This is a genomic window from Dyella marensis (assembly GCF_900112865.1).
Taxonomy (GTDB): domain Bacteria; phylum Pseudomonadota; class Gammaproteobacteria; order Xanthomonadales; family Rhodanobacteraceae; genus Dyella_D; species Dyella_D marensis_A.
The window spans coordinates 1-22,670 of record NZ_FONH01000006.1 but is presented as its reverse complement, the minus strand read 5'-3'; the positions used below and the strand labels follow the sequence as shown (position 1 = coordinate 22,670).

The 22,670-nt window shown below is 68.0% G+C and carries 13 protein-coding genes; 8 read left to right on the top strand and 5 right to left on the bottom strand.

The genetic code is table 11. The features are described from left to right. Positions 1 to 4: 4 nt before the first annotated feature. Positions 5 to 1,165, bottom strand: coding sequence for an ADP-forming succinate--CoA ligase subunit beta (sucC, locus tag BM172_RS10945; protein ID WP_026633666.1), 1,161 nt, complete (start codon positions 1,163 to 1,165; stop codon positions 5 to 7). 404 nt (positions 1,166 to 1,569) lie between these two features. On the opposite strand from sucC, the gene BM172_RS10940 reads away from it, so the two are divergent. Beyond that, entirely contained in the window at positions 1,570 to 3,216 is a 1,647-nt protein-coding gene (locus BM172_RS10940) for a sensor histidine kinase (protein WP_026633667.1), read from the top strand. Between the two features lie 141 nt (positions 3,217 to 3,357). Here BM172_RS10940 and BM172_RS10935 read toward each other — a convergent pair whose 3' ends face one another. Next, the gene (locus BM172_RS10935; RefSeq protein ID WP_026633668.1) at positions 3,358 to 4,317 is read right to left on the bottom strand and encodes a LacI family DNA-binding transcriptional regulator; all 960 of its coding nucleotides are present in this window, start codon (positions 4,315 to 4,317) and stop codon (positions 3,358 to 3,360) included. Between the two features lie 352 nt (positions 4,318 to 4,669). Here BM172_RS10935 and pgmB point away from each other — a divergent pair, with 352 nt between their 5' ends. The 7 genes from pgmB to BM172_RS10900 all read left to right on the top strand — a co-directional run bounded on the left by pgmB (position 4,670) and on the right by BM172_RS10900 (position 18,470). Beyond that, complete coding sequence (gene pgmB, locus BM172_RS10930) at positions 4,670 to 7,780, top strand: beta-phosphoglucomutase (RefSeq protein WP_035322385.1); 3,111 nt, start codon at positions 4,670 to 4,672, stop codon at positions 7,778 to 7,780. Between the two features lie 32 nt (positions 7,781 to 7,812). Further along, the gene (locus BM172_RS10925) at positions 7,813 to 10,356 is read left to right on the top strand and encodes a TonB-dependent receptor (RefSeq protein ID WP_026633669.1); all 2,544 of its coding nucleotides are present in this window, start codon (positions 7,813 to 7,815) and stop codon (positions 10,354 to 10,356) included. Positions 10,357 to 10,460: 104 nt separating this feature from the next. Then, positions 10,461 to 11,723, top strand: a complete 1,263-nt coding sequence (locus BM172_RS10920) for an MFS transporter (RefSeq protein WP_026633670.1) — start codon at positions 10,461 to 10,463, stop codon at positions 11,721 to 11,723. Positions 11,724 to 11,754: 31 nt separating this feature from the next. Then, entirely contained in the window at positions 11,755 to 14,016 is a 2,262-nt protein-coding gene (locus BM172_RS10915; RefSeq protein ID WP_026633671.1) for a glycosyl hydrolase family 95 catalytic domain-containing protein, read from the top strand. Between the two features lie 196 nt (positions 14,017 to 14,212). Continuing rightward, positions 14,213 to 15,895, top strand: coding sequence for a trehalase family glycosidase (locus tag BM172_RS10910; RefSeq protein WP_026633672.1), 1,683 nt, complete (start codon positions 14,213 to 14,215; stop codon positions 15,893 to 15,895). A 23-nt stretch (positions 15,896 to 15,918) separates the two neighbouring features. Beyond that, positions 15,919 to 16,983 carry an alpha/beta hydrolase gene (locus tag BM172_RS10905; protein WP_026633673.1) on the top strand — a complete coding sequence of 355 codons (1,065 nt, stop codon included), beginning with the start codon at positions 15,919 to 15,921 and terminating at the stop codon, positions 16,981 to 16,983. Positions 16,984 to 17,063: 80 nt separating this feature from the next. Continuing rightward, positions 17,064 to 18,470 carry a sigma-54-dependent transcriptional regulator gene (locus BM172_RS10900; protein ID WP_026633674.1) on the top strand — a complete coding sequence of 469 codons (1,407 nt, stop codon included), beginning with the start codon at positions 17,064 to 17,066 and terminating at the stop codon, positions 18,468 to 18,470. A 120-nt stretch (positions 18,471 to 18,590) separates the two neighbouring features. On the opposite strand, the gene BM172_RS10895 is transcribed toward BM172_RS10900, so the two are convergent. From BM172_RS10895 to BM172_RS10885, 3 genes are read right to left on the bottom strand one after another with little or no spacing between them, the layout of a single operon-like run. Further along, on the bottom strand, positions 18,591 to 20,156 hold the full coding sequence (locus BM172_RS10895) for a sensor histidine kinase (protein ID WP_051548394.1): 1,566 nt from the start codon (positions 20,154 to 20,156) through the stop codon (positions 18,591 to 18,593). A 29-nt stretch (positions 20,157 to 20,185) separates the two neighbouring features. Continuing rightward, a complete protein-coding gene (locus tag BM172_RS10890; protein ID WP_231504119.1) occupies positions 20,186 to 20,656 on the bottom strand; it encodes a response regulator in 471 nt (156 codons plus the stop codon). Beyond that, positions 20,653 to 22,431, bottom strand: a complete 1,779-nt coding sequence (locus tag BM172_RS10885; RefSeq protein WP_231504120.1) for a sensor histidine kinase — start codon at positions 22,429 to 22,431, stop codon at positions 20,653 to 20,655. Before BM172_RS10885 ends, BM172_RS10890 begins: the two co-directional genes overlap by 4 nt. Between the last annotated feature and the right edge of the window lie 239 nt (positions 22,432 to 22,670).

The window sequence follows — 22,670 nt, the reverse complement described above, 5'->3', positions numbered from 1 at the left end:
CTCCTCACTTCGCGGCGGCCACGGCTTTCTGCGCCGCGTCGTTGAGATCGTCGGCCGGCGTGATCGCCAGGCCGGAGTTGGCCAGCAGCTCGCGGCCCAGCTCCACGTTGGTGCCTTGCAGGCGCACCACCACGGGGATTTTCAGGCCCACTTCCTTCACGGCCGCGATGATGCCCTCGGCGATCATGTCGCAACGAACGATGCCGCCGAAGATGTTGACCAGGATGGCCTTCACCTTGTCGGAGGAGGTGATCAGCTTGAACGCCTCGGTCACGCGTTCCTTGGTGGCGCCGCCGCCGACGTCGAGGAAGTTGGCCGGCTCGCCGCCCGCCAGCTTGATCACGTCCATGGTGGCCATGGCCAGGCCCGCGCCGTTGACCATGCAGCCGATGGTGCCGTCCATGGTCACGTAGTTGAGGTTGTGCTGCACGGCAGCCGCCTCGGCCGCGTCTTCCTGGCTCAGGTCGCGCATGGCGGCCAGGTCGGCGTGGCGGAACTCGGCGTTGTCGTCGGAATTGACCTTGCCGTCGAGCGCGGCCAGGTTGCCGTCCTCGAGGATGGCGAGCGGGTTGAGCTCGACCAGGGCCAGGTCCTTCTCGTTGAACAGCTGGTACAGGCCCAGCATGATCTTGGTCAGCTGGCCGACCTGCTTGGCGTTGAGGTCCATGGCGAAGCCGAGCTGGCGGCACTGGTACGGCTGCAGGCCCTCGACGAAGTCCACCACGATGGTGTGGATGTCTTCCGGGGTGTCCTTGGCGACCTGCTCGATGTCCACGCCGCCGTGCTTGGAGGCGATGAAGGACACGGACTTGGTGTCGCGGTCCACCAGGATCGACAGGTACAGCTCCTTGGCGATATTGGTGGCGTCGGTGACCAGCACCAGGTTCACCGGCAGCGCACGGCCGGCGGACTGGTAGGTCTCCATGTTGGTGCCCAGCATGCCCTTGGCCGCTGCGCGCACGTCATCGAGGCTCTTGCAGAACTTCACGCCGCCGGCCTTGCCGCGGCCGCCTGCGTGGATCTGAGCTTTGACCATCCACTGCGAACCACCAAGGTGCTTGGCGGCGTCGACAGCGGCATCGGGAGAGTTGGCGACCTTGCCCGGGGGCACGGCGATGCCGTACTTCGCGAACAGTTCTTTGGCCTGGTACTCGTGGAAATTCATTCGATACCTCGAGCGAACGGGGGAAAACATGGCACCCGTGCGGGGAGGACCGGACGGGCTTGAGGGGGACGGACGGCGACGGCGTCGAATGCAGGCGCTGCCAGGATGCAGTGCGCTGCCATGCCTGAGACAAGTCTCGAGATGGCGAAAACCGCGCAATACGGCCCGGTATTTTCGCGGAAGGCGGGCGGGATGGCAATGTAAAGCCCCTCTCCCCTCGGGAGAGGGGTTGGGGTGAGGGTGCGGGCGGAGCGCAAGCGTGATGTGCACCGCTCCGCCCGCACCCTCATCCGGCTGCCGCCACCTTCTCCCGGAGGGAGAAGGACTTAGGCGCGAGAACTGAGGATTGATGCAAGTCGCACCTATACTGCCGGCCGACCCGACCGCCGAGAGTGCCAGGCCCCGTGCCCCATACCGCGCCGCCCGCCTTCGCCCCCTCCCGCGCCGCCACCGAGGCCGTGCGCCACGAGCTGTTCTTCCTCAACTATTTCCGGCTGGCGCAGGCGCTGGTCTATGCCGGCCTGGCCTTCAGCCCGCCCGCGCTGGGCTGGCCGCACCTGAACGACACGGACACCGCGCGCCTGGTCGCGCTGTGCTTCCTGGGCTTCGCCATCGCGGTCGCCGCGCTGACCCGGCGCACCATGCCGTGGACCCGGCTGGTCACCTCCGCCTCGCTGGTGATCGACATCGTCGCCGCGGTGCTGGCCACCGGCGCCATGCAGGACGCGCGCATCGGCATCGCCATGATGCTGGCGGTGAACCTGGCCGCCGGCGCGCTGCTGCTGCCGCTGCGCCTGGCGCTGTTCTTCGCCGCGCTGGCCACCTTAGGGATGCTCGGGCACTCGCTGCTGAACCCGCAGGGCGATGCCAGCGTGGCCGACCGCCAGCTGCTGGAGGCCGGGCTGTTCGGCCTGGCCTACTTCGCCATCACCATGCTGTGCTACGTGCTGAGCCGCCAGCTGCGCGCCAGCGAGGCGCTGGCCGAGCAGCGCAGCATCGACCTGGCCAACCTGGCCCAGGTCAACGAGCTGATCATCCGCCGCATGAAGACCGGCGTGATGCTGGTCGACGACGCCAACCACATCCACCAGATCAACGAATCGGCGTGGATGCTGCTGGGCAATCCCAGTGCGGACCAGCGCGACCTCGGCCGCGTCGCGCCCGAGCTGTCGCGTCGCCTGTACCACTGGACCACCTCGGGCAAGCTCGACGAAACCGCCACCCAGCTGGCCGACGGCGTGCCGGAAGTGGTCCCGCGCTTCAGCCGCCTGGCGCCGAACGACGACGCCCTGGTGCTGATCTTCCTCGACGACACCTCGCTGGTCTCGCGCCGCGCGGAAGAACTGACGCTCAGCTCGCTGGGCCGCCTGTCCGCCTCGATCGCGCACGAGATCCGCAACCCGCTGGCGGCGATCCGCTACTCGGCCCAGCTGCTGGCCGAATCGCGCGACCTCGGCGGCACCGACCTGCGCATGGTGGAGATCATCAACAACCACTGCGTGCGCCTGAACGACATCATCGAAAACATCCTGCAGCTGTCGCGGCGCGAGCGCTCGCGCCCGGAGACGCTGGACCTGGGTCGCTGGGCCGAGAACTTCGTCGACGAATACCGCCAGGGCAACGACCTGGGCAACGACACCCTGCGGGTGATCAGCAACGGCAGCGAACCGGTCGCCGCGGTGGCCGACCCGCAGCAGCTGCAGCAAGTGGTGTGGAACCTGGTGCAGAACGCGCTGCGCTATGGGCGCATGCCGGGCGAACCGGCGCGGGTGATGGTGGTGGCGCGCCATGGCGAGCATGGCGTGCCGATTCTTGAAGTGATCGATCGCGGCCCGGGCATCGCGCCGAAGGTCGCCGCGCAGATTTTCGAACCGTTCTATACGACGCACGAATACGGCACCGGACTCGGCCTGTACCTGGCGCGCCAGATGGCCGAGGCCAACCAGTCCTCGCTGGAATACGTACGCGTCGCCGGCGGCGGCAGCTGCTTCCGCCTGGTGCTGACGCCGCCCGCGCGGGTGCCGGGCAGCGATGCCATCGCAGCGCCGTAGCGCCGTAGGTTGGGGTGAGCGCAGCGAACCCCAACGGACGTATCCGATTGCCGCACCCTGCATCCAGTCAATCAGCCCATTAAGCGTGAGGTGGCGTGCGAGGTTCGTTGGGGTTCGCTGCGCTCACCCCAACCTACGGCGCTACGTCGCGCGGACGATCAGATTCACCGGCAGCACTTCGGACTGCGCCGCCTCGTCGCGGATCATCGCCAGCATCTTGCGTGCCAGCAGGCTGCCGCCCTCCTGCCAGTCCTGGCGCACTGAGCTGAGCGGCGGCTGGAAGCTGGCCGCCAGTGGCATGTCGTCGTAGCCCACCACCGATACGTCGCGCGGCACGCGGCGGCCCAGTTCCTCCAGCGCGCGCACCGCGCCCATCGCCAGCAGGTCGCTGCAGGCGAACAACGCGTCGAAGCTCACGTGGCGCGCGGCCAGCGACTGCACCGCGTCCATGCCGGAGGCGAGGGTGAATTCGTCGCGGCGGATCAGCAGCGGCTTCACGCCGTGCTCGGCCAGCGCATCCACGAAGCCGCTCAGGCGCTCGAAGATTTCCGGATGCCCGGGGTTGCCGACGAACACCGGATTGCGCCGTCCCAGTCCGATGAAATGAGCGGCCACCGCGCGCCCGCCCTGACGGTTGTCGCTGCCGACGACCACGTGGTCGTCGTGATCGCCCTGCGCGCCCCACACCACCATCGGCAGGCCCAGCTTGTCGAAGCGGCGCACCGCGTCCTGCCGCACGCCCTGGCCGAGCAGGATCATGCCGTCGGCCGCCTGCACCGCCGCGGCGCTGGCGCCCTGGCGGGTGGTCAGCAGCACGCTGTAGCCGGCCGCGGTGAGCTCCTGCGAGATGCCGCCCAGCAGCATCAGCGGATACGGATCGAACATGGTGCGGTCGTTGCTGGGCTTCATCTCCACGATCACCGCCACCGTATGGCTGCGGCGCAGGCGCAGGTTGCGCGCGCTGACGTTGAGCTTGTAGCCCTGCTCGCGCGCCAGGTCCTGGATGCGCTCGCGGGTCTCCTGGTTGACCAGCGGACTGTCGCTGAGCGCGCGCGAGACGGTGATCTTGGATACCCCGGCCAGCTTGGCCAGGTCCGCCATGGTGAGGTTGGCCGGCGCCCCGGGTCGGGCGGGTTTTCGTTTGCGACTCAAGACCGGGCCTCGGCCAGTTCCATTGCTGTGCTCCTGGGGATGCATCCGCAGCAACGCGCAGTGTGTCGATTTGCGCCCCATGCGTCCAACAGATGGCCGAGACGCCGCCCCCGTCAGGCCTGCCCGCTGTAGCGCCGGCGAGCCTGCGGCAGCCCGGCTCAAAGCCGCGTGATTCTGCGCCGCAGCAAATGATATCGATATCTTGATATCGATATCATTTGCTGCGAAGCTCCGCCCCCAATGGACCGGCAGGCGCCCGAGCGCCCCCGCCGAGAACAATCACAAGATTGCCGGGGAATACATGCTCGACCGCCTTGCCTCCGCGCCCGCCGCGGCCGTCGATGTCGTGCCCACCTCCGGGGTGGGCACGGGCATGACCGATCCCTGGACCCTGATCCGCCGCGGCACCGACCCGGCCGGCTTCGCGCAGGACGAAAGCCTGTTCGCCCTGGCCAATGGCGCCCTGGGCGTGCGCGGCGGCCTGGAAGAAGGCGACAGCCCCAGCCAGGCGAGCTTCCTGTCGGCAGCGTGGGAACGCACTCCGATCGAGTACCACGAGCGCTTTCCCGGCTTCGCCGCGCACACCGACACGCGCATCCCGGTGGCCGACGCCACCCGCATCCAGTTGCGCCTGGGCGACGTGCCGGTGCGCCTGGCCGAGGGCGAATGGCTGGATTTCGAGCGCCGGCTCGATCTGCGCGAAGGCTGCTACCGCCGCTTCCTGCGCTGGCGTTCGCCGGCCGGCGAAACGCTGGAGATCGAAGCCGAGCGCATCGTAAGCCTGGACGAACCCGGCCTGCTGGCGCTGCGCTATCGCGTGCGCTCGGTGGACTACACCGGCCCGGTCACCCTGGAATCCGCGATCAGCACCGCGCGCGACGCCGCCGAACAGGGCGACGATCCGCGCATCGGCACGCGCCTGGACGGCGGCCTGCACACCGTCGACGCCGCGGCCGAACCGGACTTCGCCTGGGTGCGCCAGCAGACTACGCACAGCGGCATCCGCCTCGCCTGCGCGCAGGCGCATCGCGCGCAGGACGGCGGCCTCGACTGCCACTTCGCCAACCTCGCCCAGCACGGCGTGGTGCACAGCTACACCGGCATGCTGACGCCGGGCCAGGCGGTGACGTTGGAGAAATACGTCGCCTATGCCTGGACCGAGCCGCACGGCGACGATGCGGACGACGCGCTGCTCGCGCGCACCCGCGGCATCCTCGAGGCCGCCGCCCACTTGCGCTACGCCGGCCTGCTGGAACGCCAGCGCCAGGCACTGGCTCCGCTGTGGGACGGCGCCGACCTCGCCATCGACGGCGACGCCGCCACTGAGCAGGCGCTGCGCTTCAACCTGTTCCACCTGTTCCAGTCCAGCTGCCGCGACGGCCAGGGCAGCGCGGCGGCGAAAGGCCTCACCGGCGAGGGCTACGAAGGCCACTACTTCTGGGATGCCGAGGCCTTCATCCTGCCGGTGCTCGCCACGGTCGCGCCGGAGCTGGCGCGCGGCATGCTGCTGTACCGCCACCGCATCCTCGACCGCTCGCGCCGGCATGCGCGCGAACTCAATCATCCGCGCGGCGCGCTGTACGCCTGGCGCACGATCAGCGGCGACGAGTGCTCGGCCTACTATCCCGGCGGCTCGGCGCAGTACCACATCAATGCGGCGATCGCCTGGGCGATCAGCCTGTACGTGGACGCCAGCGGCGACACCGATTTCCTGCGCGACCACGGCGCCGAGATCCTGTTCGAGACCGCACGCGTGTGGCTGGACATCGGCCACTTCAATGCGCGTCGCGGCGACGCCTTCTGCATCCACGAAGTGACCGGGCCGGACGAATACTCCGCCCTGGTCGACAACAACCACTACACCAACCGCATGGCGCAGCGGCACCTGCGCGACGCGGCCGCCACCGCGCTGTGGATGGCCGGCGCCGCGCCGGTGGAATATGGCGCGCTGTGCGCGCGCATCGGCCTGGGCGAGGACGAAGTCGCGCAATGGCGCCGCGCCGCCGAGGCGATGTACCTGCCGGAAGATCCGCGCCTGGGCGTGTTCCCGCAGGACGACGGCTTCCTCGACCGTCCGCGCCTGCCCGATCACCTCGCGGCCAAGCCCGGCGACGGCAAGCATCCGCTGCTGCTGCGCCTGCATCCGCTGACCATCTATCGCCATCAGGTGTGCAAGCAGGCCGACACCCTGCTCGCCCTGATGCTGGCCGGCGACGGCGTGGAGCGCGCGGCCAAGCGGCGCAACTTCGACTACTACGAAAGCGTCACCGTGCACGACTCCACCCTGTCCGCCTCCACCTTCGGCGTGATCGCCGCGGAAGTGGGCCTGGCCGCCAAGGCCTGGCGCTATTTCCAGGACAGCCTGCGGGTGGACCTGGACGACTCGCACGGCAACGCCGCGCACGGCGTGCACATGGCAGCGATGGCGGGCAGCTGGCTGGGGCTGGTATGGGGCTTCGGCGGTTTCCGCACGATCGATGGCCAGCCGGCGCTGGCGCCGCGCCTGCCCGCCGCGTGGCACGGCTATCGCTTCGGCCTGCGCTGGGGCCGCGCGCAGCTGCGCGTGGAAGTGGATGCATCCGGCGTGCGCTACACGCTGCTGCGCGGCGACACGCTGGCGTTTCGCCACGACGGCCGCGAACACACCATCCATGCCGGCCAGACGCTGCGCCTGCCGCGCGCCGACGCCATTCCCAACCGCCGCGCGCCGCAGCCGGCGCTGCAGGCGGTGATCTTCGATCTCGACGGCGTGATCGCCGACACCGCCGTGGTGCACGACGCCGCGTGGCGGCGCTTGGCACAGGAAACGGGCCTGCCGTTCGATGCCTCGATCGGCGAGCGCCTCAAGGGCGTGGATCGCATGGGTTCGCTGGACATCCTGCTCGAACGCGCCGGCCGCGCGTACAGCGCCGAGGAAAAACTCGCCCTCGGCGAGCGCAAGAACGACTACTACCGCGAACAGATCCAGCGCTTCGGGCCGGACCAGCTGCTGCCCGGCGCGCGCGCGGCGATCGCCGCGGTGCGCGCGGCCGGCCTCAAGGTCGGCCTGGCCTCGGCCAGCCGCAATGCGCCGCTGCTGCTGGAGCGGCTCGGCGTGGCCCATCTGTTCGACTACATCGTGGACGCCGCGCATATCCAGCGCTCCAAGCCCGACCCGGAGATCTTCCTGGCCGCGGCCGCCGGACTGGGCGTAGCGCCCGCCGCCTGCCTGGGCGTGGAAGACGCCGCCGCGGGTGTCGCCAGCATCCACGCCGCCGGCATGGCCGCCGTCGGCATCGGCCAGCCGTCCGCGCTGGCCCAGGCCGAGACCGTGCTGCCCGGACTGAGCGCGTTCCGCATCGAGGATTTCATCAGCAGTGAAGAAGCGTCGCGCGCCGCCTCAGGGGAAGCGGCCAGCGATATCGCCACATAAAAGCCCGACATCATGGGTGGGGAGGTTTGACCATGCATCGCCAAGGCATCACTCGACAGTTGCTCGCCGCGGCCATCGCCACGGCACTTATGCTCGGCACGGCGCAGGCCCAGGACACGACGCAGAACAGCGCGCCGGCCGCCGCGCAGCAGAACCCGGCGCCGCCCGCGCCGCTGCCGCCCGCGCCGCCGCAGGGCAAGAAAGACACCAAGACGCTGGAACAGGTGGTGGTCACCGGTACGCCGACCATCGGCGGCATCCGCAAGATCGACGCGGCCTATTCGATCACCGCGGCCGATGCCGAGGCGATCAAGCAGGCCAACCCGAAGAGCACCGCGGACCTGCTGAAGATCTCGCCCGGCCTGTGGCCGGAATCCACCGGCGGCCAGACCGGCGCCAATATCGAGATCGCCGGCTTCCCGGGCGGCGGCGACGCGCCCTACTTCACCACGCAGATCATGGGCTCGCCGCTGTACGGCATGCCCACGCTGTCGTTCATGGAAACCACCTCGATGTTCCGCCTCGACGACACCGTCGAGCGCGTGGAAATCCTGCAGGGCGGCCCGTCCGTGGTGTTCGGCGACGGCCAGATCGGCGCCACCGCCAACTTCATGCTCAAGCAGGGCACGGCCAAGCCGTCCGGCAGCATCGGCGTCACCTACGGCAACGAAGGCCTGTGGCGCACCGACGGCTTCCTCGGCTTCAAGGTCGCCGACGACTGGTTCGGCAGCGTGGGCGGTTTCTGGCGCAAGTCCGACGGCGTGCGCGATCCGCAGTTCGCCGCCGACAAGGGCGGCCAGTTCACCGCCACCTTGTCGCACACCATGGAGAAAGGCTCGCTGGTGCTGTGGACCCGCGTGCTCAACGACCGCAACCAGTTCATCACGCCGATCCCGCTGCTCCAGCGCGGCAGCGACAATTTCTCGGCGTACCCGGGCTTCGATCCGCTCACCGACACCTACAACAGCAAGTACATCCAGCACGTCAACCTGCCGGGCTATCCGGGCGGCGGCACCAGCGCCAACCTGGCCAACGGCCGCGGCGCGAAGATGCGCTTCTTCGGCGGCAACTTCGACTATGACCTCGACGGCGGCTGGAGCATCTCCGACAAGTTCCTGATCGACCAGGGCGACATGGATACCAATGCCCTGTTCTCCGGCTCCAATCCAGACACGCTCGACAACGTGCTCTATAACAATTCCACCGACCTGGGCGGCCTGAAGCTGACCCCTGGCGCCACCGCCAGCTACATCAACGGCGGCGGCGTGGTCGACCCGAACCAGAGCGTGATCCACCAGGGCTGGTGGTACATCCACAAGCGCCTGAAGAACATCAACAACGACTTCCGCCTCAGCAAGGAACTGTTCGAGGGCAACACGCTTACCGCCGGCCTGTACCTGGCGCACTACACGATGAACGACAAGTGGGCGCTGGGTAACCAGATGCTGATGACCAACACGCCGAACGCGCGCCCGATCAAGGTCGTCGCCGCCAATGGCGACCAGGTCACCGACTACCAGGGCTTCCTCGACTACGGCGCGTACAACATCGCCGAGAACGGCACCTCCACCAACAAGGCGTTCTATCTTTCCGACGTGTGGAAGATCGACCGCTGGATCTTCGACGTGTCGGCCCGCCTGGAGAACCAGGACTCCACCGTGCACGTGTGCAACCTGCACAACGTCAACCTGGACGGCAACAACGCGACGCTCTATGACAACGCCGTGCCGGTGTGCGACGGCACCTTCGCCACCACCAAGTACGACAAGACCCACACCTCCTGGACGGTCGGCGCGAACTACGCGCTGGCCGACAACATGAGCGTGTACGGCCGCGTCAACAAGGGCGTGCACTTCGGCGACTTCGACAACGCGCTGCGCGGCAACACCACCGGCAACACGCCGCCGCTGCAGAAGGTGCAGAACTTCGAGGCCGGCTTCAAATACCAGTCCAAGCTGCTGTACGCCGACATCAGCGTGTATCACCGCCAGTTCAACGGCCTGCCGTACCAGCCGACCAATGCGGCCGGCGCGCCGGTCGGCTCGCCGCTGCTGTACGGCTCCGACTCCAAGGGCATCAACCTCAGCGGCGCGGTGATGCCGATCGACAACCTGAAGCTGGCGGTGGTGGCCAATTATCTCGACGGCCACTACTCGCACTATTCGGCCTGCATCCCCTACGTCAACCAGGTGGCGGGCAACGGTTGCGCGTTCATCAACGGCAAGCAGCTGCAGCGCCAGCCGAAGGTGCGCTACATGTTCACGCCGAGCTACCGCTTCCTGTTCCCGTGGGGCGATGTCACCGCCTTCGTGACCTATACCCACGTCGGCGCGCACACCCAGGACCTGTCCGGCCTGCAGCAGCTGGGTTCCTACGACACGCTCGACTTCGGCGTGGTGGCGAATGTGCAGGACCACTGGGAACTGCGCCTGCAGGGCACCAACATGACCAACGAGCTGGGCCTGACCGAAAGCAACTCGCGTATCTTCGGTTCGGCGGCAGGTTCCAACGGTGTGATCCTGGCCCGTCCGCTGGAAGGGCGCGAGGTCAATTTCCAGGTGAAGTACAACTTCTAAGCAGCAGGTTTTTCCCTAAGGCGGTCCGGGCACGCGACAGCCCGGGCCGCCGGTTTTTTGAACTGCATCGCTGGATGCATCCACCGACCCGCAAGCGAGTGGCCATGAACCGATTCCGCATGATCGCTGCATTGACGCTGATCTATATGATCTTCGCGATCCTGCTCAACAGCGTCGGCACGGTGATCCTGCAGACCATCCACACCTTCGGCATCGACAAACCGCAGGCCAGCCTGCTGGAACTGTTCAAGGACCTGCCGATCGCGGTCACCTCGTTCCTGGTCGCGTCCTTCCTGCCGCTGCTCGGCTATCGCCGGGCGATGATGATCGCGCTGGCCATCGTCGGCTGTGCCTGCGCGCTGATGCCGCTGTATCCCTCTTTTCATACCACCGAGCTGCTGTTCACCTGCGTCGGCATCGCCTTCGCGCTGACCAAGGTCTCGGTGTATTCATCGATCGGCCTGCTGACGCGCAACCGCGCCGAGCACGGCCGCCTCACCAATACGATCGAAGGCCTGTTCATGCTGGGCGTGCTGCTCAGCGGCTGGATCTTCAGCGCCTTCATCGACCATGGCGATCCGGCCAACCCGGTGTGGTTCCGCGTGTACTGGCTGCTGGCCGTGCTGTGCGTGCTGGTGTTCGTGCTGCTGGCCGGCTCGAAGCTGGACGAATCGGCCGCGCATGCCGGCGGCATGGAGTCGCTCGGCGGCTCGGCGGCGGCGATGTTCAAGCTGATGCTGCGACCGCTGGTCAACGTGTTCCTGATCTCGGCCTTCCTGTACGTGCTGATCGAGCAGAGCTTCGGCACCTGGCTGCCGACCTTCAACAACGAGATCCTGCACCTGCCCAATGCGATGAGCATCCAGCTGGCCAGCATCCTGGCCGGCTGCACCGCGCTGGGCCGCATCGCCGCCGGCCAGGTGCTGCGGCGCATGCCCTGGCATACCTTGCTCAATCTTTGCGTGATCGGCATGGGCGTGCTGGTGCTGCTGGTCCTGCCGCTGGCGCAGCACAGCGTGCCGCGCGCCGACGCCGGCTGGTTCGGCGCGCCGCTGGCCGCCTATCTGCTGCCGCTGATCGGCCTGCTGATGGCGCCGATCTATCCGGTGATCAATTCGGTGGCGCTCAGCTCGCTGCCCAAGCCGCTGCATGCGTCGATGACCGGCCTGATCGTGATCTTCTCCGCGCTGGGCGGCACGCTGGGCTCGCGCATCACCGCGGTGGTGTTCGCCAGCTTCGGCGGCATCCATGCGTTCTATTTCTCGCTGGTGCCGATGAGCCTGGTGCTGGTGGCCCTGTTCTTCTTCAAGCGCGAGGCGGATCGCGTGGGCAGCCTGCCCCCGCCCTCCGACCTGGCGCCGGAATGACGCCTGCAAGGAATCGATGATGGGTCCAGCCATGAAAGATCGCTTTCGCCGCGCCGGCCTTGCCGGCCTGCTCCTGCTCGCCATCGCCGGCCCCGCCGCCGCGCAGGATGCCGGGAGCGATCCGAGCTTCGTGCTCACCGGCAGCTCGGCCGACTTCGACAGCTACTTCCCCGGCTATCTCGCCAACGGCTATTTCTCCAACATGACCTCGCCCCGCGGCACCGAGCCGGCGATGGGCTACATGGTCGCCTTCATGGACTACGCCAAGGACGATATCGCGCGCCCCGCGGCTATACCGGGCTGGAGCGAGATCGACTACAACCCCGGCGGCGGCTGGCTCAACGCCACCCGCCTGGGCAAGGAGATCTTCATCGACTACGCACAGACGCTCGACCTGCGCGACGCCACGCTGGCCACGCGCTACCGCTTCGTCTATGCCAACAAGTCCACCGATGTGAAGGTCACCACGTTCGTCAGCCAGGATGCGCACCACCTCGCCGCGACGCGCTTGTCGATCACGCCGCAGTTCGACGGCAGCGTGCAGCTGACCTTTCCGATCCGCCTGTGGTCCGAGCATGCCCCGCGCTTTCCGATCGGCAAGCTCAGCGGCGACCAGATGATCGAGTCGGTGATCGCCAGCGGCCAGAACCTCAACAACAAGCCCGTGCCCACGCCCGACCGCGCCGCCGTGTGGTACCACGGCGTGACGCGCATCGTCGCCAATGACGGCGATGCCAAGGACCTCACGCTGTGGCTGGATGGCCGCGCCGAGCAGGGCCTGGACATGGCCGAGGCCATCGCGGTCAGCCTGCCGGCCGGCTTGAAAGTCGAAGACGTGAAACTGGAGAAGACCCCGTTCCGCATCTCGCTCAATGTCACGGCACGCGTGCAGAAGGGCCGCACCTACGCATTCACCAAGTACGCCGCGCTGTCGCGCCAGGGCTGGGGCGGCGACGCCAAGACCACCCTGGCGCTGGCGAAGCAGGCGCGCGCCACCGGTTTCGACCAGCTGCTGGCGGCGCACAAGGCCGCGTGGCACGAGCTGTGGAAGTCGGACATCGTGGTCGATGGCGACCCGGCCGTGCAGAAGGCCGTGCATTCGGACCTTTATTACCTGCTGGCCAATTCCACTACCGGCACCGCCTGGCCGATGGGCGCCTGCGCGCTGACCCCGGGCTATGCCGGCCATGCGTTCTGGGACAGCGACTCCTGGGTGTTCCCCGCCCTGCTCCTGCTGCATCCGGAGCGCGCCAAGCCGATCGTGATGTTCCGCCACCGCACCATGCAGCCGGCGCGCGAGCGCGCCAGGCAGTACGGCGTCAGCGGCACCATGTATCCGTGGGAAGCGGACCCGGAGACCGGCAAGGACTACACGCCGCACTTCGCCTACGACGTGTACCGCGAGATCCACGTCAACGCCGACGTGGCGATCGCCCAGTGGCAGTACTACCAGGCCACCGGCGACGAGGCCTGGCTGAAGCAGTACGGCTGGCCGGTGATCCGCGAGGTGGCCGGGTTCTGGGTCAGCCGCGTCACCTACGACAAGGCGCACGACCGCTACGAGATCCACCACGTCACCTCGCCCGACGAGGCCTACAACGACGTGCCGAACGACTCCTTCACCAATGCCGCGGCGAGCAAGGCGCTGCGCATCGCACAGGAGGCGGCGAAGCAGGTGGGCGAGGCGGCGGATCCGAAGTGGGGCGAGATCGTCGCCAAGATGTATATCCCGTTCGACGAGGCCAATCAGCGCCATCTCGACTTCGACGCCTCGGTGCCGCACGACAAGATCACCTGGATGGGCTCGTCGCTGATCTGGCTGATGTATCCCAACCTGGACCTGCCGATGACCCCGCAGATCCGCCGCAACAACTTCGACTTCCAGCTGCATGAGCTGAAGGTGCACGGCGACGATCCGAACGAAATGATGATGGTGATGCTTGCGGTGGGCGCCGCCGAGCTTGGCGACGGCAAGACCGCGGGCGAGTGGATCCATCGCAACCTGGCCGGCTTTCTCAAGCCGCCGTTCAATGTGCGTACCGAGACCGTGGCGAACAACGCCGGTTACATCCTCTCCACTTCGGCTGGCTTCGTGCAGAGTTTCGTGTATGGGCTGAGCGGACTGCGCATCGATGACAACGGCTTGAGCGAGGCGTATGCGCCGGTGCTGCCGCCGGCGTGGAAATCGCTGAAGCTGCAGGGTGTGCATTACCGCGGCAAGCAATATGACATCCGCATCGAGCATGGTGCGGATGGCAAGGCGAAGCTCACCCGTACGGAGCGGGCGAACTAGCCCCTCTCCCCTCGGCGACCCGAAGGTAGTCCCTGTGGGAGAGAGGGGTTGGGGTGAGGGTACGGGCGGAGCGCAACAGTGATGTGCACCGCTCCGGCCGTACCCTCATCCGGCTGCCGCCACCTTCTCCCGGAGGGAGAAGGGTTCAAGTTTGAAGACTGAGGACACAGGCAATCTCGAAGCGAGGACCCCACCCATGACCCGCTCTCCCCACTTGCTCCGTGCCGTTCTGTTCGCGGCCATCTTCACAGCCGCGGCCACGCAGGCAGCAACGCCCGACCCCGCCAAAACCCGCGCCTACATCGACCAGGCCTGGACCACGCTGACCCGCTCGCAGGACCAGTGCAACGCCCTCACCGACCCGAAGATCGCCGGTCACCCGGTGCTCTACGTGCCGGCCGAGATGAAGGTGCCATCCACGCTGGCCGACATCGGCAAGCGCTGCGGCGTCGACATCCGCCCGCTCCCGCGCGCGATCCAGCGCCTCGGCGACATCGACGCCACCAAGCTGCCCGCGCAGGGCCTGCTCTACCTCCCCCACCCCTACGTCGTCCCCGGCGGCTTCTTCAACGAAATGTACGGCTGGGACAGCTATTTCATCGTGCTGGGCCTGGCCGCCGACCAGCGCGGCAAGCTGGCGCGCGACATGGTGGACAATGCGCTGTTCGAGGTGGAGCACTACGGCGCCGTGCTCAATGCCAACCGCACCTATTACCTCAGCCGCTCGCAGCCCCCCTTCCTCACCGCGATGATGGCCACCGTGCTCGGCGATCCGGACGCCTTCGCCTCCGACGCCGAACGCAAGGCCTGGCTGGCCGGCGCCTACCCGCTGGCGGTGCGCAACCACGACGTGTGGACGCGCGAGGAACATCGCGCCGGCGACACCGGGCTCGCCCGCTACTACGACCTCGGCGACGGCCCGGTGCTGGAGGCGCAGAACAGCGACGACTTCTACGTGAAGGTGATCAAGTGGCTGCGCGCGCATCCGAAGGACGACCCGGGCTATCTGCTGAAAGGTGCGCAGCAACCGGATGACGCCGAGGCCGCGCGCCTCGCCAAGGACAGCTGCGACGTGCGCGCGTCCAAGGTCTGCCTGGGCAACTGGCACGACGGCTACCGCCTGACCGCCGACTACTATCGCGGCGATCGCGCCATGCGCGAATCGGGCTACGACACCAATTTCCACTTCGGCCCGTTCGGCGGTTCGACGCATCACTACGCCTCGGTAGACCTCAACAGCCTGCTCTATCGCTACGAGCTGGACCTGGCCGATTTCGCCACGAAGCTGGGCAAGAGCGACGAGGCGAAACGCTGGACCGACGCCGCCGCCGCGCGCAAGCAGGCCATGGACAAATACCTGTGGCGCGCCGGCGACGGCATGTATCGCGACTACGACTTCGTCGCCGGCAAGCCCTCGCCCACGCCCTACATCAACACCTTCTATCCGCTGTGGGCCGGCGCCGCCTCGCCGCAGCAGGCGGCGGCGGTGCGCGGCAAGCTGGCGGTGTTCGAGCGTCGCGGCGGCCTGTCGATGGACAACCAGCCCAGCGGCGTGCAGTGGAACGATCCGTTCGGCTGGGCGCCGACCAACTGGCTGGCGATCAAGGGCCTGGAGGACTACGGCTTCCACGACGACGCGCGCCGCCTCGCCGGCAATTTCACCGCCACGGTGGACCGCGGCCTCGCCGACGACGGCACCATCCGCGAGAAGTACAACATGGCCAAGGGCAATGCCGACGTGCGCGTCAGCGCCGGCTACAGCGAGAACGTGATCGGCTTCGGCTGGACCAATGGCGTGTATCTGAAGCTGCAGGAGATCCTGCAGCGGAACAAGGCCGAGCCCGCGCCGACGCCGCGCGTCCCCGAAACCGCGAAATGAGCCCACGCCAAGGACCTCTCGCCATGCGCAGCTTCCGCCTTGCCTGCCTCGCCGCGTCCTTGCTGCTGGGCGCCGCCGGTCTCGCCTGCGCCCAGTCCGCGGCGGGCTTCAGGCCCGACGGCAGCGTGGACCTCGGCAGCGCCAGCGTGCCGTACTCGCATTTCGCCTCGCCGGAATCGCGCGCATTTTTCCCGAAGATGCTCACCGAAGGTGACAAGGCACCGCCGATCACGGCCCCGATCGAGCAGAGCCGCGCGTTCTACGACCGCATGAACAGCGACCGCGCCGCGCGGATGCAGAAGCTCTATCCCGTGAAGATCGCCGCCGACACCATCGCCGGCGTGAAAGTCGACGTGGTGCTGCCGGCGCAGGGCGTCGCGCCGGCGAACCGGCAGCGCGTGCTGATCAACCTGCACGGCGGCGCCTTCCTGTGGGGTGCGCACAGCGGCGGGCTGGTCGAGGCCATTCCCATCGCCGGCGTGGGGCGCGTGAAGGTGATTACCGTCGATTACCGCCAGGGCCCCGAGCAGGTGTTCCCCGCCGCCACCGACGACGTGGTGGCGGTCTATCGCGAGCTGCTCAAGCAGTACAAACCTGCGGACGTAGGCATTTACGGCTGCTCCGCCGGCGGCGTGCTCACCGGCGAAGTGGTGGCCCGGCTGATCCACGACCATGTGCCGGTGCCCGGCGCGATCGGCATGTTCTGCGCGGGGCTGAGCAATCTCGATGGCGACTCGGTGTACCTGGCCGCGCCGCTCAACGGCAAGCCGGTGCCGGGCGCGCCGCTGAAGCTGGACGACCTGCCCTATTTCAAGGGCGCCAGCGCCGCCGACCCGCTGGTGTTTCCGGCCAATGCGCCGGCGCTGCTGGCGAAATTCCCGCCCACCCTGCTGATCTCCGGCACGCGCGACATGGCGATGAGCGCGGTGATCCACAGCCAGACCCTGCTCGACCGGGCCGGCGTGGACACCGAGCTGCGCCTGTGGGAGGGCATGTGGCACTCCTTCTTCTCCGACCCGGAGCTGCCGGAATCGAAGGACGCGTACCGGGTGATCTGGCGCTTCTTCGACCGCCGCCTGGGCCGCTGAAAACGCGTGAAGACGGCAGGCTTTGCCCCTCGGGGAAGCGGCGGGTATCCTAGCCCGCATCTGACGCCCAGCTGGATGACATGAGCCAACAGACCGTCCTCGTCATTGACGACGAGCGCGATATTCGCGAACTGCTGACCATCACCCTGGGTCGCATGGACCTGCAGGTCGATGCGGTGGGTACGGTGGCGGATGCGCGACGCGCCCTGGAAGAGCGTACCTACGACCTCTGCTTCACCGACATGCGCCTGCCCGACGGCAACGGCCACGAGGTGATCGAGCTGATCGCGGCCAAGCACCCGGACACGCCGGTGGCGATGATCACCGCCTACGGCAATGTCGACGCCGCGGTGAGCGCGCTGAAGGCCGGCGCCTTCGATTTCGTCTCCAAGCCGGTGGATATCCAGATGCTGCGCCAGCTGGTGCGCACCGCGCTGCGCCTGGCCGAAGAGAAGCGCGCCGGCGGCGGCGCCGCCAAGGCGCCCAACGCCGCGGACCGCCTGATCGGCGACTCGCCCGCGATGCAGCAGGTGCGCGCCACCATCGGCAAGCTCGCGCGCAACCAGGCGCCGGTGTACATCGCCGGCGAATCCGGCGTGGGCAAGGAGCTGGTCGCGCGCCTGATCCACGAGCAGGGCCCCCGCGCGGCCGGCCCGTTCGTGCCGGTGAACTGCGGCGCGATCCCGTCCGAGCTGATGGAGAGCGAGTTCTTCGGCCACCGCAAGGGCAGCTTCACCGGCGCGGTGAGCGACAAGGAAGGCCTGTTCCAGGCCGCCAACGGCGGCACCCTGTTCCTGGACGAAGTGGCCGAGCTGCCGCTGCACATGCAGGTGAAGCTGCTGCGCGCGATCCAGGAAAAGGCCGTGCGCCCGATCGGCGCGCGCGAGGAAATCCCGGTCGACGTGCGCATTCTTTCGGCCACGCACAAGAATCTCGCGGCGCTGGTCGAGCAGGGCCAGTTCCGCCAGGACCTGTTCTACCGCATCAACGTGATCGAGCTGCGCGTGCCGCCGCTGCGCGAACGCCGCGGCGACGTGCCGCTGCTGGCCAGCTACATCCTGCGCCAGCTCGCCGCCAAGAGCGGCGGCAATCCCGGCCGCCTGCTGCCGGCCGCACAGCAGGCCCTGGACAGCTACGACTTTCCCGGCAATGTGCGCGAACTGGAAAACATCCTCGAGCGCGCCATGGCCATGTGCGAAGGCGAGCAGATCGACCTCGCCGACCTGATGCTGCCCCAGCGCCTGCCGCGCGCCGCGGATGCCACGCCACCCCCACCGGGAATGGCCGCCCCCAGTCCCGCGCCAGCCCAACCCGCAGCCGCACCGACCGCCGACGGCGGCCTGGACGACTACATCAGCAATATCGAGCGCACGGCGATCATCAAGGCGCTGGAAGAGTCGCGGTACAACAAGACCGCCGCGGCGAAGAAGCTGGGGATTACCTTCCGCGCTTTGCGCTACAAGCTGAAGAAGCTGGGGATCGACTGATCCGCGCCATCGCCCGGTAGGTTGGGGTGAGCCATAGGCGAACCCCAACAATGCGATGCGTTCGGATGTAGCCATGTTGGGGTTCGCCTGCGGCTCACCCCAACCTACGCCGGCCGATTTTCAACCCTCGCCTTCCAATGCCTCGCGCAACGTCCCCAACAACTTGAACGTCACCACCGGCTTGTCGACCAGATAAAGCCGCTCCACCTCCGGCATCTCCCCCAGGTCCGGTGGCGCATCCGGCCGCGTCAACAGCACCACCGCGCGCCGGTAGCCGTGCTCGATCAGCGCCGCCAGCGTGCGCACGCCGGTGAACAGATTCATGTCGGCATCCATCACCACCAGATCCGGCACGCCATGCGCCTCGATCCACTGCAGCGCCGCGGTGCCGCTCTGGCTCGCATGCGCCTGGTAACCCCAGGCATCCAGCGTATCGACCAGCAGCGACAGCTGCGCGGCCTCCTCCACCACCACCAGCACGCGTTCGGCATTGCCGAGCAGGCGCTCGTCGTCCTCGCCTTCCGGGATGTCGTCGAACTGCACGCCCAGCGGCAGGTAGAGATGGAAACAGGTGCCCTGCTCCGGCGCACTCTCCACGCGCATCGCGCCGCCATGGCTGGCCACGATGCGCTTGCACGACAGCAGGCCCAGGCCGGTGCCGCCTTCCTTGGTGGTGTAGAACGGCTCGTACAGATGGGCCAGCGTCGCCGCGTCCATGCCGCAGCCGGTATCGGCCACGCTCAGGCGCAGATAGCGGCCTTCGTCCGCGCTTTCGCCGTCGAGGAAAAACTCGCGCGTCAGTGCCTGTTCGGCTGCTTCGATGCGCAGCTCGCCGCCGCCCGGCATGGCCTGGATCGCATTGAGGCTGAGGTTGAGCAGGCATTGCTGCAGCTCGGTGTGATTGCCGGAGAAGCTCAGCTCCGGATCGTCCACCGCCAGGGTCAGCGCGATATTGCGTGGCACGCTGCCCTGCAGCAGCAGGTTGAGCGCATCCAGCAGCGCACCCACCCGCACCTGTTCGGCGCGGCGTGCGCCGCGCGCGAAGGAAAGCATCGACTGCACCATGTCCAGGCCGCGCCGTCCGCAGTCGCGCACCAGCTTGCCCAGGCGCGCCAGGCGCGGATCGTCCTGGTAGTCCTGCAGGCTCTCGCCGGCCAGCAGCAGCGGCTGCAGCAGATTGCGCAGGTCGTGGCTCAGGCCGCCGGCCAGCATGGCCAGGCTTTCGAAGCGCTGCGCGCGGATCAGTTCCGCCTCGGCGCGGCGCTGCGCCTTCTGCGCCTCGTGCTCGCGCAGGGCGCGGCGCACCGCGCTGGCCAGGCGCGCGGGGTTCTGCTTGAGGATGTAGTCGGTGGCGCCGTTGCGCAGCGCGGCGATCGCCGCTTCCTCGCCGAGGGTGGCCGAGACATAGATGAAAGGCAGGTCGCGGTCGCGCTCGCGCAGCAGCTCCAGCGCGCGTTCGCCGGAGAAGCCGGGCATGCTCAGGTCGGACAGCACGATGTGCGGCTTGAAGTCTTCCAGCTCGCGCAGGTAGCCGGTCTCGTCGTCGACCAGACGCACATCGAAGTCGATCGCGTCGGCTTCCAGTTCGGAGATCACCAGCTCGGCGTCGGGCTGGCTGTCCTCGATCTGCAGCACGCGGATGCGCGGGAACGGCAATGGCAAGGGAATGTTGGGTTTCTCTGGCATGAAAGCGATACCTTCGCGGCGCTGCGCCCTCAATCGGGCGCCTGGTTGAGCACCGCCCAGAACTGGCCGAGCGTGCGCACCGCTTCGAAAAACTGTTCCACATCGACCGGCTTGATCACATAGGCATTCACGCCCAGGTCCCAGCTGCGCGCCAGGTCGCTCTCCTCGCGCGAGGACGACAGCACCACCACCGGGATGCGCCGCAGGCGTTCGTCCGCGCGCATCTCGGTGAGCACTTCCAGGCCGTCCACGCGCGGCATCTTGATGTCCAGCAGCACCACCGCCGGATCCTGCGGCGGGCGACCGGCCCAGGCGCCGCGGCCGTGCAGATAGTCCAGGCAGTCCACGCCGTCCTCGACGTGCACGATCGGATTGGCCAGGTGCGCGCTGCGCAGCGCCTCCAGCGCCAGCTCGGCATCGGCGGGACTGTCCTCGGCCAGCAGGATGCTGCGCAGCGAACCCTGCGGCGGCGGCGCGCGGTTGAGCGTACCCAGGCTCACTGCCGTTCCTGCGCGAAGGCGTCGGCCAGGTCGGAGGCCGGCAGGGTGAAGTGGAAGCGCGCGCCCTCGCCCGGGCTGCCCTCGGCCCAGACCTTGCCGCCATGGCGCTGCACGATGCGCCGTACATTGGCCAGGCCGATGCCGTTGCCGGGGAATTCCGAAGCGCGGTGCAGCCGCTGGAACACGCCGAACAGCTTGCCCGAGTACTGCATGTCGAAACCGGCGCCATCGTCGCTGACCACGAACTCGTAGTCGCCGTTGTCGCCGCGGCGCATCTCCACGCCGATATGGGCCACCTCGACCTTGCCGGTGTACTTCACCGCATTGCCGAGCAGGTTCTGCCACACCGTGCGCAGCATGTTCTCGTCGCCGATCACGATCGGCAGCGGCGCGATCGACCACAGGATGCGCCGGCCGTGCACTTCGGATTCGGCCAGCACGCGCGCCTCCTCCGCCAGCGACTGCATGTCCACCGGCTGCAGCCGCAGCGCACCACGGCCCAGGCGCGAGAACACCAGCAGGTCGTCGATCAGCTGGGCCATGCGGCGGGCGGCGTCGCTGATCACGTCGATGTAGTGCTGCGACTTGTCGTCGGCGCCTTCGCCCAGGTGCTGTTCCAGCTTGCTGGCGAAACCGGCGATATGGCGCAGCGGCGCGCGCAGGTCGTGCGAGACCGAATAGCTGAAGGCCTCCAGCTCGCGGTTGACGTCGGAGACCTGGGCCACCTTGCCTTCCAGCTGCCGGTTCAGCTCCTTCACCTGCTGCTCGACCAGGGCGCGCGCGGTGACGTCGCTGACGGTGAGCAGCAGCACCGGCTCGCCGCCGTCGTCCTGCTGCAGGCGGCGGGCGTTGATCACCACGTGGCGGTCGACGCCGTCGACGGTGCGCTGGAGCAGTTCGTAGTCCCACAGCTCGCGGTCCAGCAGCAGCACGTCGTTGAGGCGCTGCTGCAGCGCGCTGTCGCGCCAGGCGCCGTCGCCGATCTCGACCAGCGGCAGCGAATGCCGGTTGGACGGCGGGATGCCGTAAAGCTCGCCGAAGGCCGCGTTGACCAGCAGGGTGCACAGCTTGCTGTCCAGCAGCGCGATCGGTTCGCGCACGGCCTGCACGATCAGCTGCGAGCGCTGCACCGCCTGGCCTTCGCGCTCCTCCGCCTGCAGGCGGCGGCTGATCTGCCGCTCGGACACGATCACCACGATGGCCAGCAGCAGCATCTGCGCGGTGGCGGTAATGGTCAGCGCCAGGCTGCTGTTGGAGGAGGCCGCGCGCGCCTGGCTGCGTCGCGCGAGCAGGGTGTCGTCCTCGCTCTGCACGATGCCGTCGATCAGGTCGTCCATCTTGAACAGTGTGCCGGAGTCGCGCAGCGCCTCGTTGGCGGCGCGCACGTCGCCCTGGCGGTAGTGCAGCATGGCCTGGTCGAGCAGGGCCAGGCGGCCGCTGACCATGCTGCCGAGCGCGCCGATGCGCGCCTGCTGGTCGGCGTTGTCGCGGGTCATGTCGCGCAGCTGCGCGAGCAGGCCGGGAATCTCCTTGCTGGCGCGGCCGGCGCGCACGCGCACCTGCGGGTTGTCGTCGCCATCCAGCAGCCGGTACAGCGCCGCCTCGCCATCGCGGGTGACGTAGGCGATGCGGTAGGTCAGCGACTTGACCTCGGAGGAATGGGTGACCCGGGCGTTGGCTTCCAGCGCGTCGCGCGAGCCGCTGCGGGTCACCATGTAGGGCAGCGCCACGATCACCAGCACCGCGAACAGCAGGCCGCCCAGCCGCCAGCGCATCGCCACGCGATCCCGCATCCGGGGTCGTGTGACCGGCGTAAGTTTCCACGGGGACTGCGGCATAAGCCGATGGTTACAGAATCATCTGATGCCTGCCAGCGGTGGCGTCACGGCGCGGCGATTTGCCCTCGCTTGGCTCCCTCTTCCCGCCGGGAGAGGGGTTGGGGTGAGGGTACGGGCGGAGCGGAACAATGATGCGCACCGCTCCGCCCGTACCCTCATCCGGCTGCCGCCACCTT

Bases quoted from the DNA above. Each gene is read 5' to 3' on its own strand.
- sucC (WP_026633666.1), bottom strand. From the start codon at position 1,165: ATGAATTTCCACGAGTACCAGGCCAAAGAACTGTTCGCGAAGTACGGC.
- BM172_RS10935 (WP_026633668.1), bottom strand. From the start codon at position 4,317: ATGGCGGACCTGGCCAAGCTGGCCGGGGTATCCAAGATCACCGTCTCG.
- pgmB (WP_035322385.1), top strand. From the start codon at position 4,670: ATGCTCGACCGCCTTGCCTCCGCGCCCGCCGCGGCCGTCGATGTCGTG.
- BM172_RS10925 (WP_026633669.1), top strand. From the start codon at position 7,813: ATGCATCGCCAAGGCATCACTCGACAGTTGCTCGCCGCGGCCATCGCC.
- BM172_RS10920 (WP_026633670.1), top strand. From the start codon at position 10,461: ATGAACCGATTCCGCATGATCGCTGCATTGACGCTGATCTATATGATC.
- BM172_RS10915 (WP_026633671.1), top strand. From the start codon at position 11,755: ATGAAAGATCGCTTTCGCCGCGCCGGCCTTGCCGGCCTGCTCCTGCTC.
- BM172_RS10910 (WP_026633672.1), top strand. From the start codon at position 14,213: ATGACCCGCTCTCCCCACTTGCTCCGTGCCGTTCTGTTCGCGGCCATC.
- BM172_RS10905 (WP_026633673.1), top strand. From the start codon at position 15,919: ATGCGCAGCTTCCGCCTTGCCTGCCTCGCCGCGTCCTTGCTGCTGGGC.
- BM172_RS10900 (WP_026633674.1), top strand. From the start codon at position 17,064: ATGAGCCAACAGACCGTCCTCGTCATTGACGACGAGCGCGATATTCGC.
- BM172_RS10895 (WP_051548394.1), bottom strand. From the start codon at position 20,156: ATGCCAGAGAAACCCAACATTCCCTTGCCATTGCCGTTCCCGCGCATC.
- BM172_RS10885 (WP_231504120.1), bottom strand. From the start codon at position 22,431: ATGCGCTGGCGGCTGGGCGGCCTGCTGTTCGCGGTGCTGGTGATCGTG.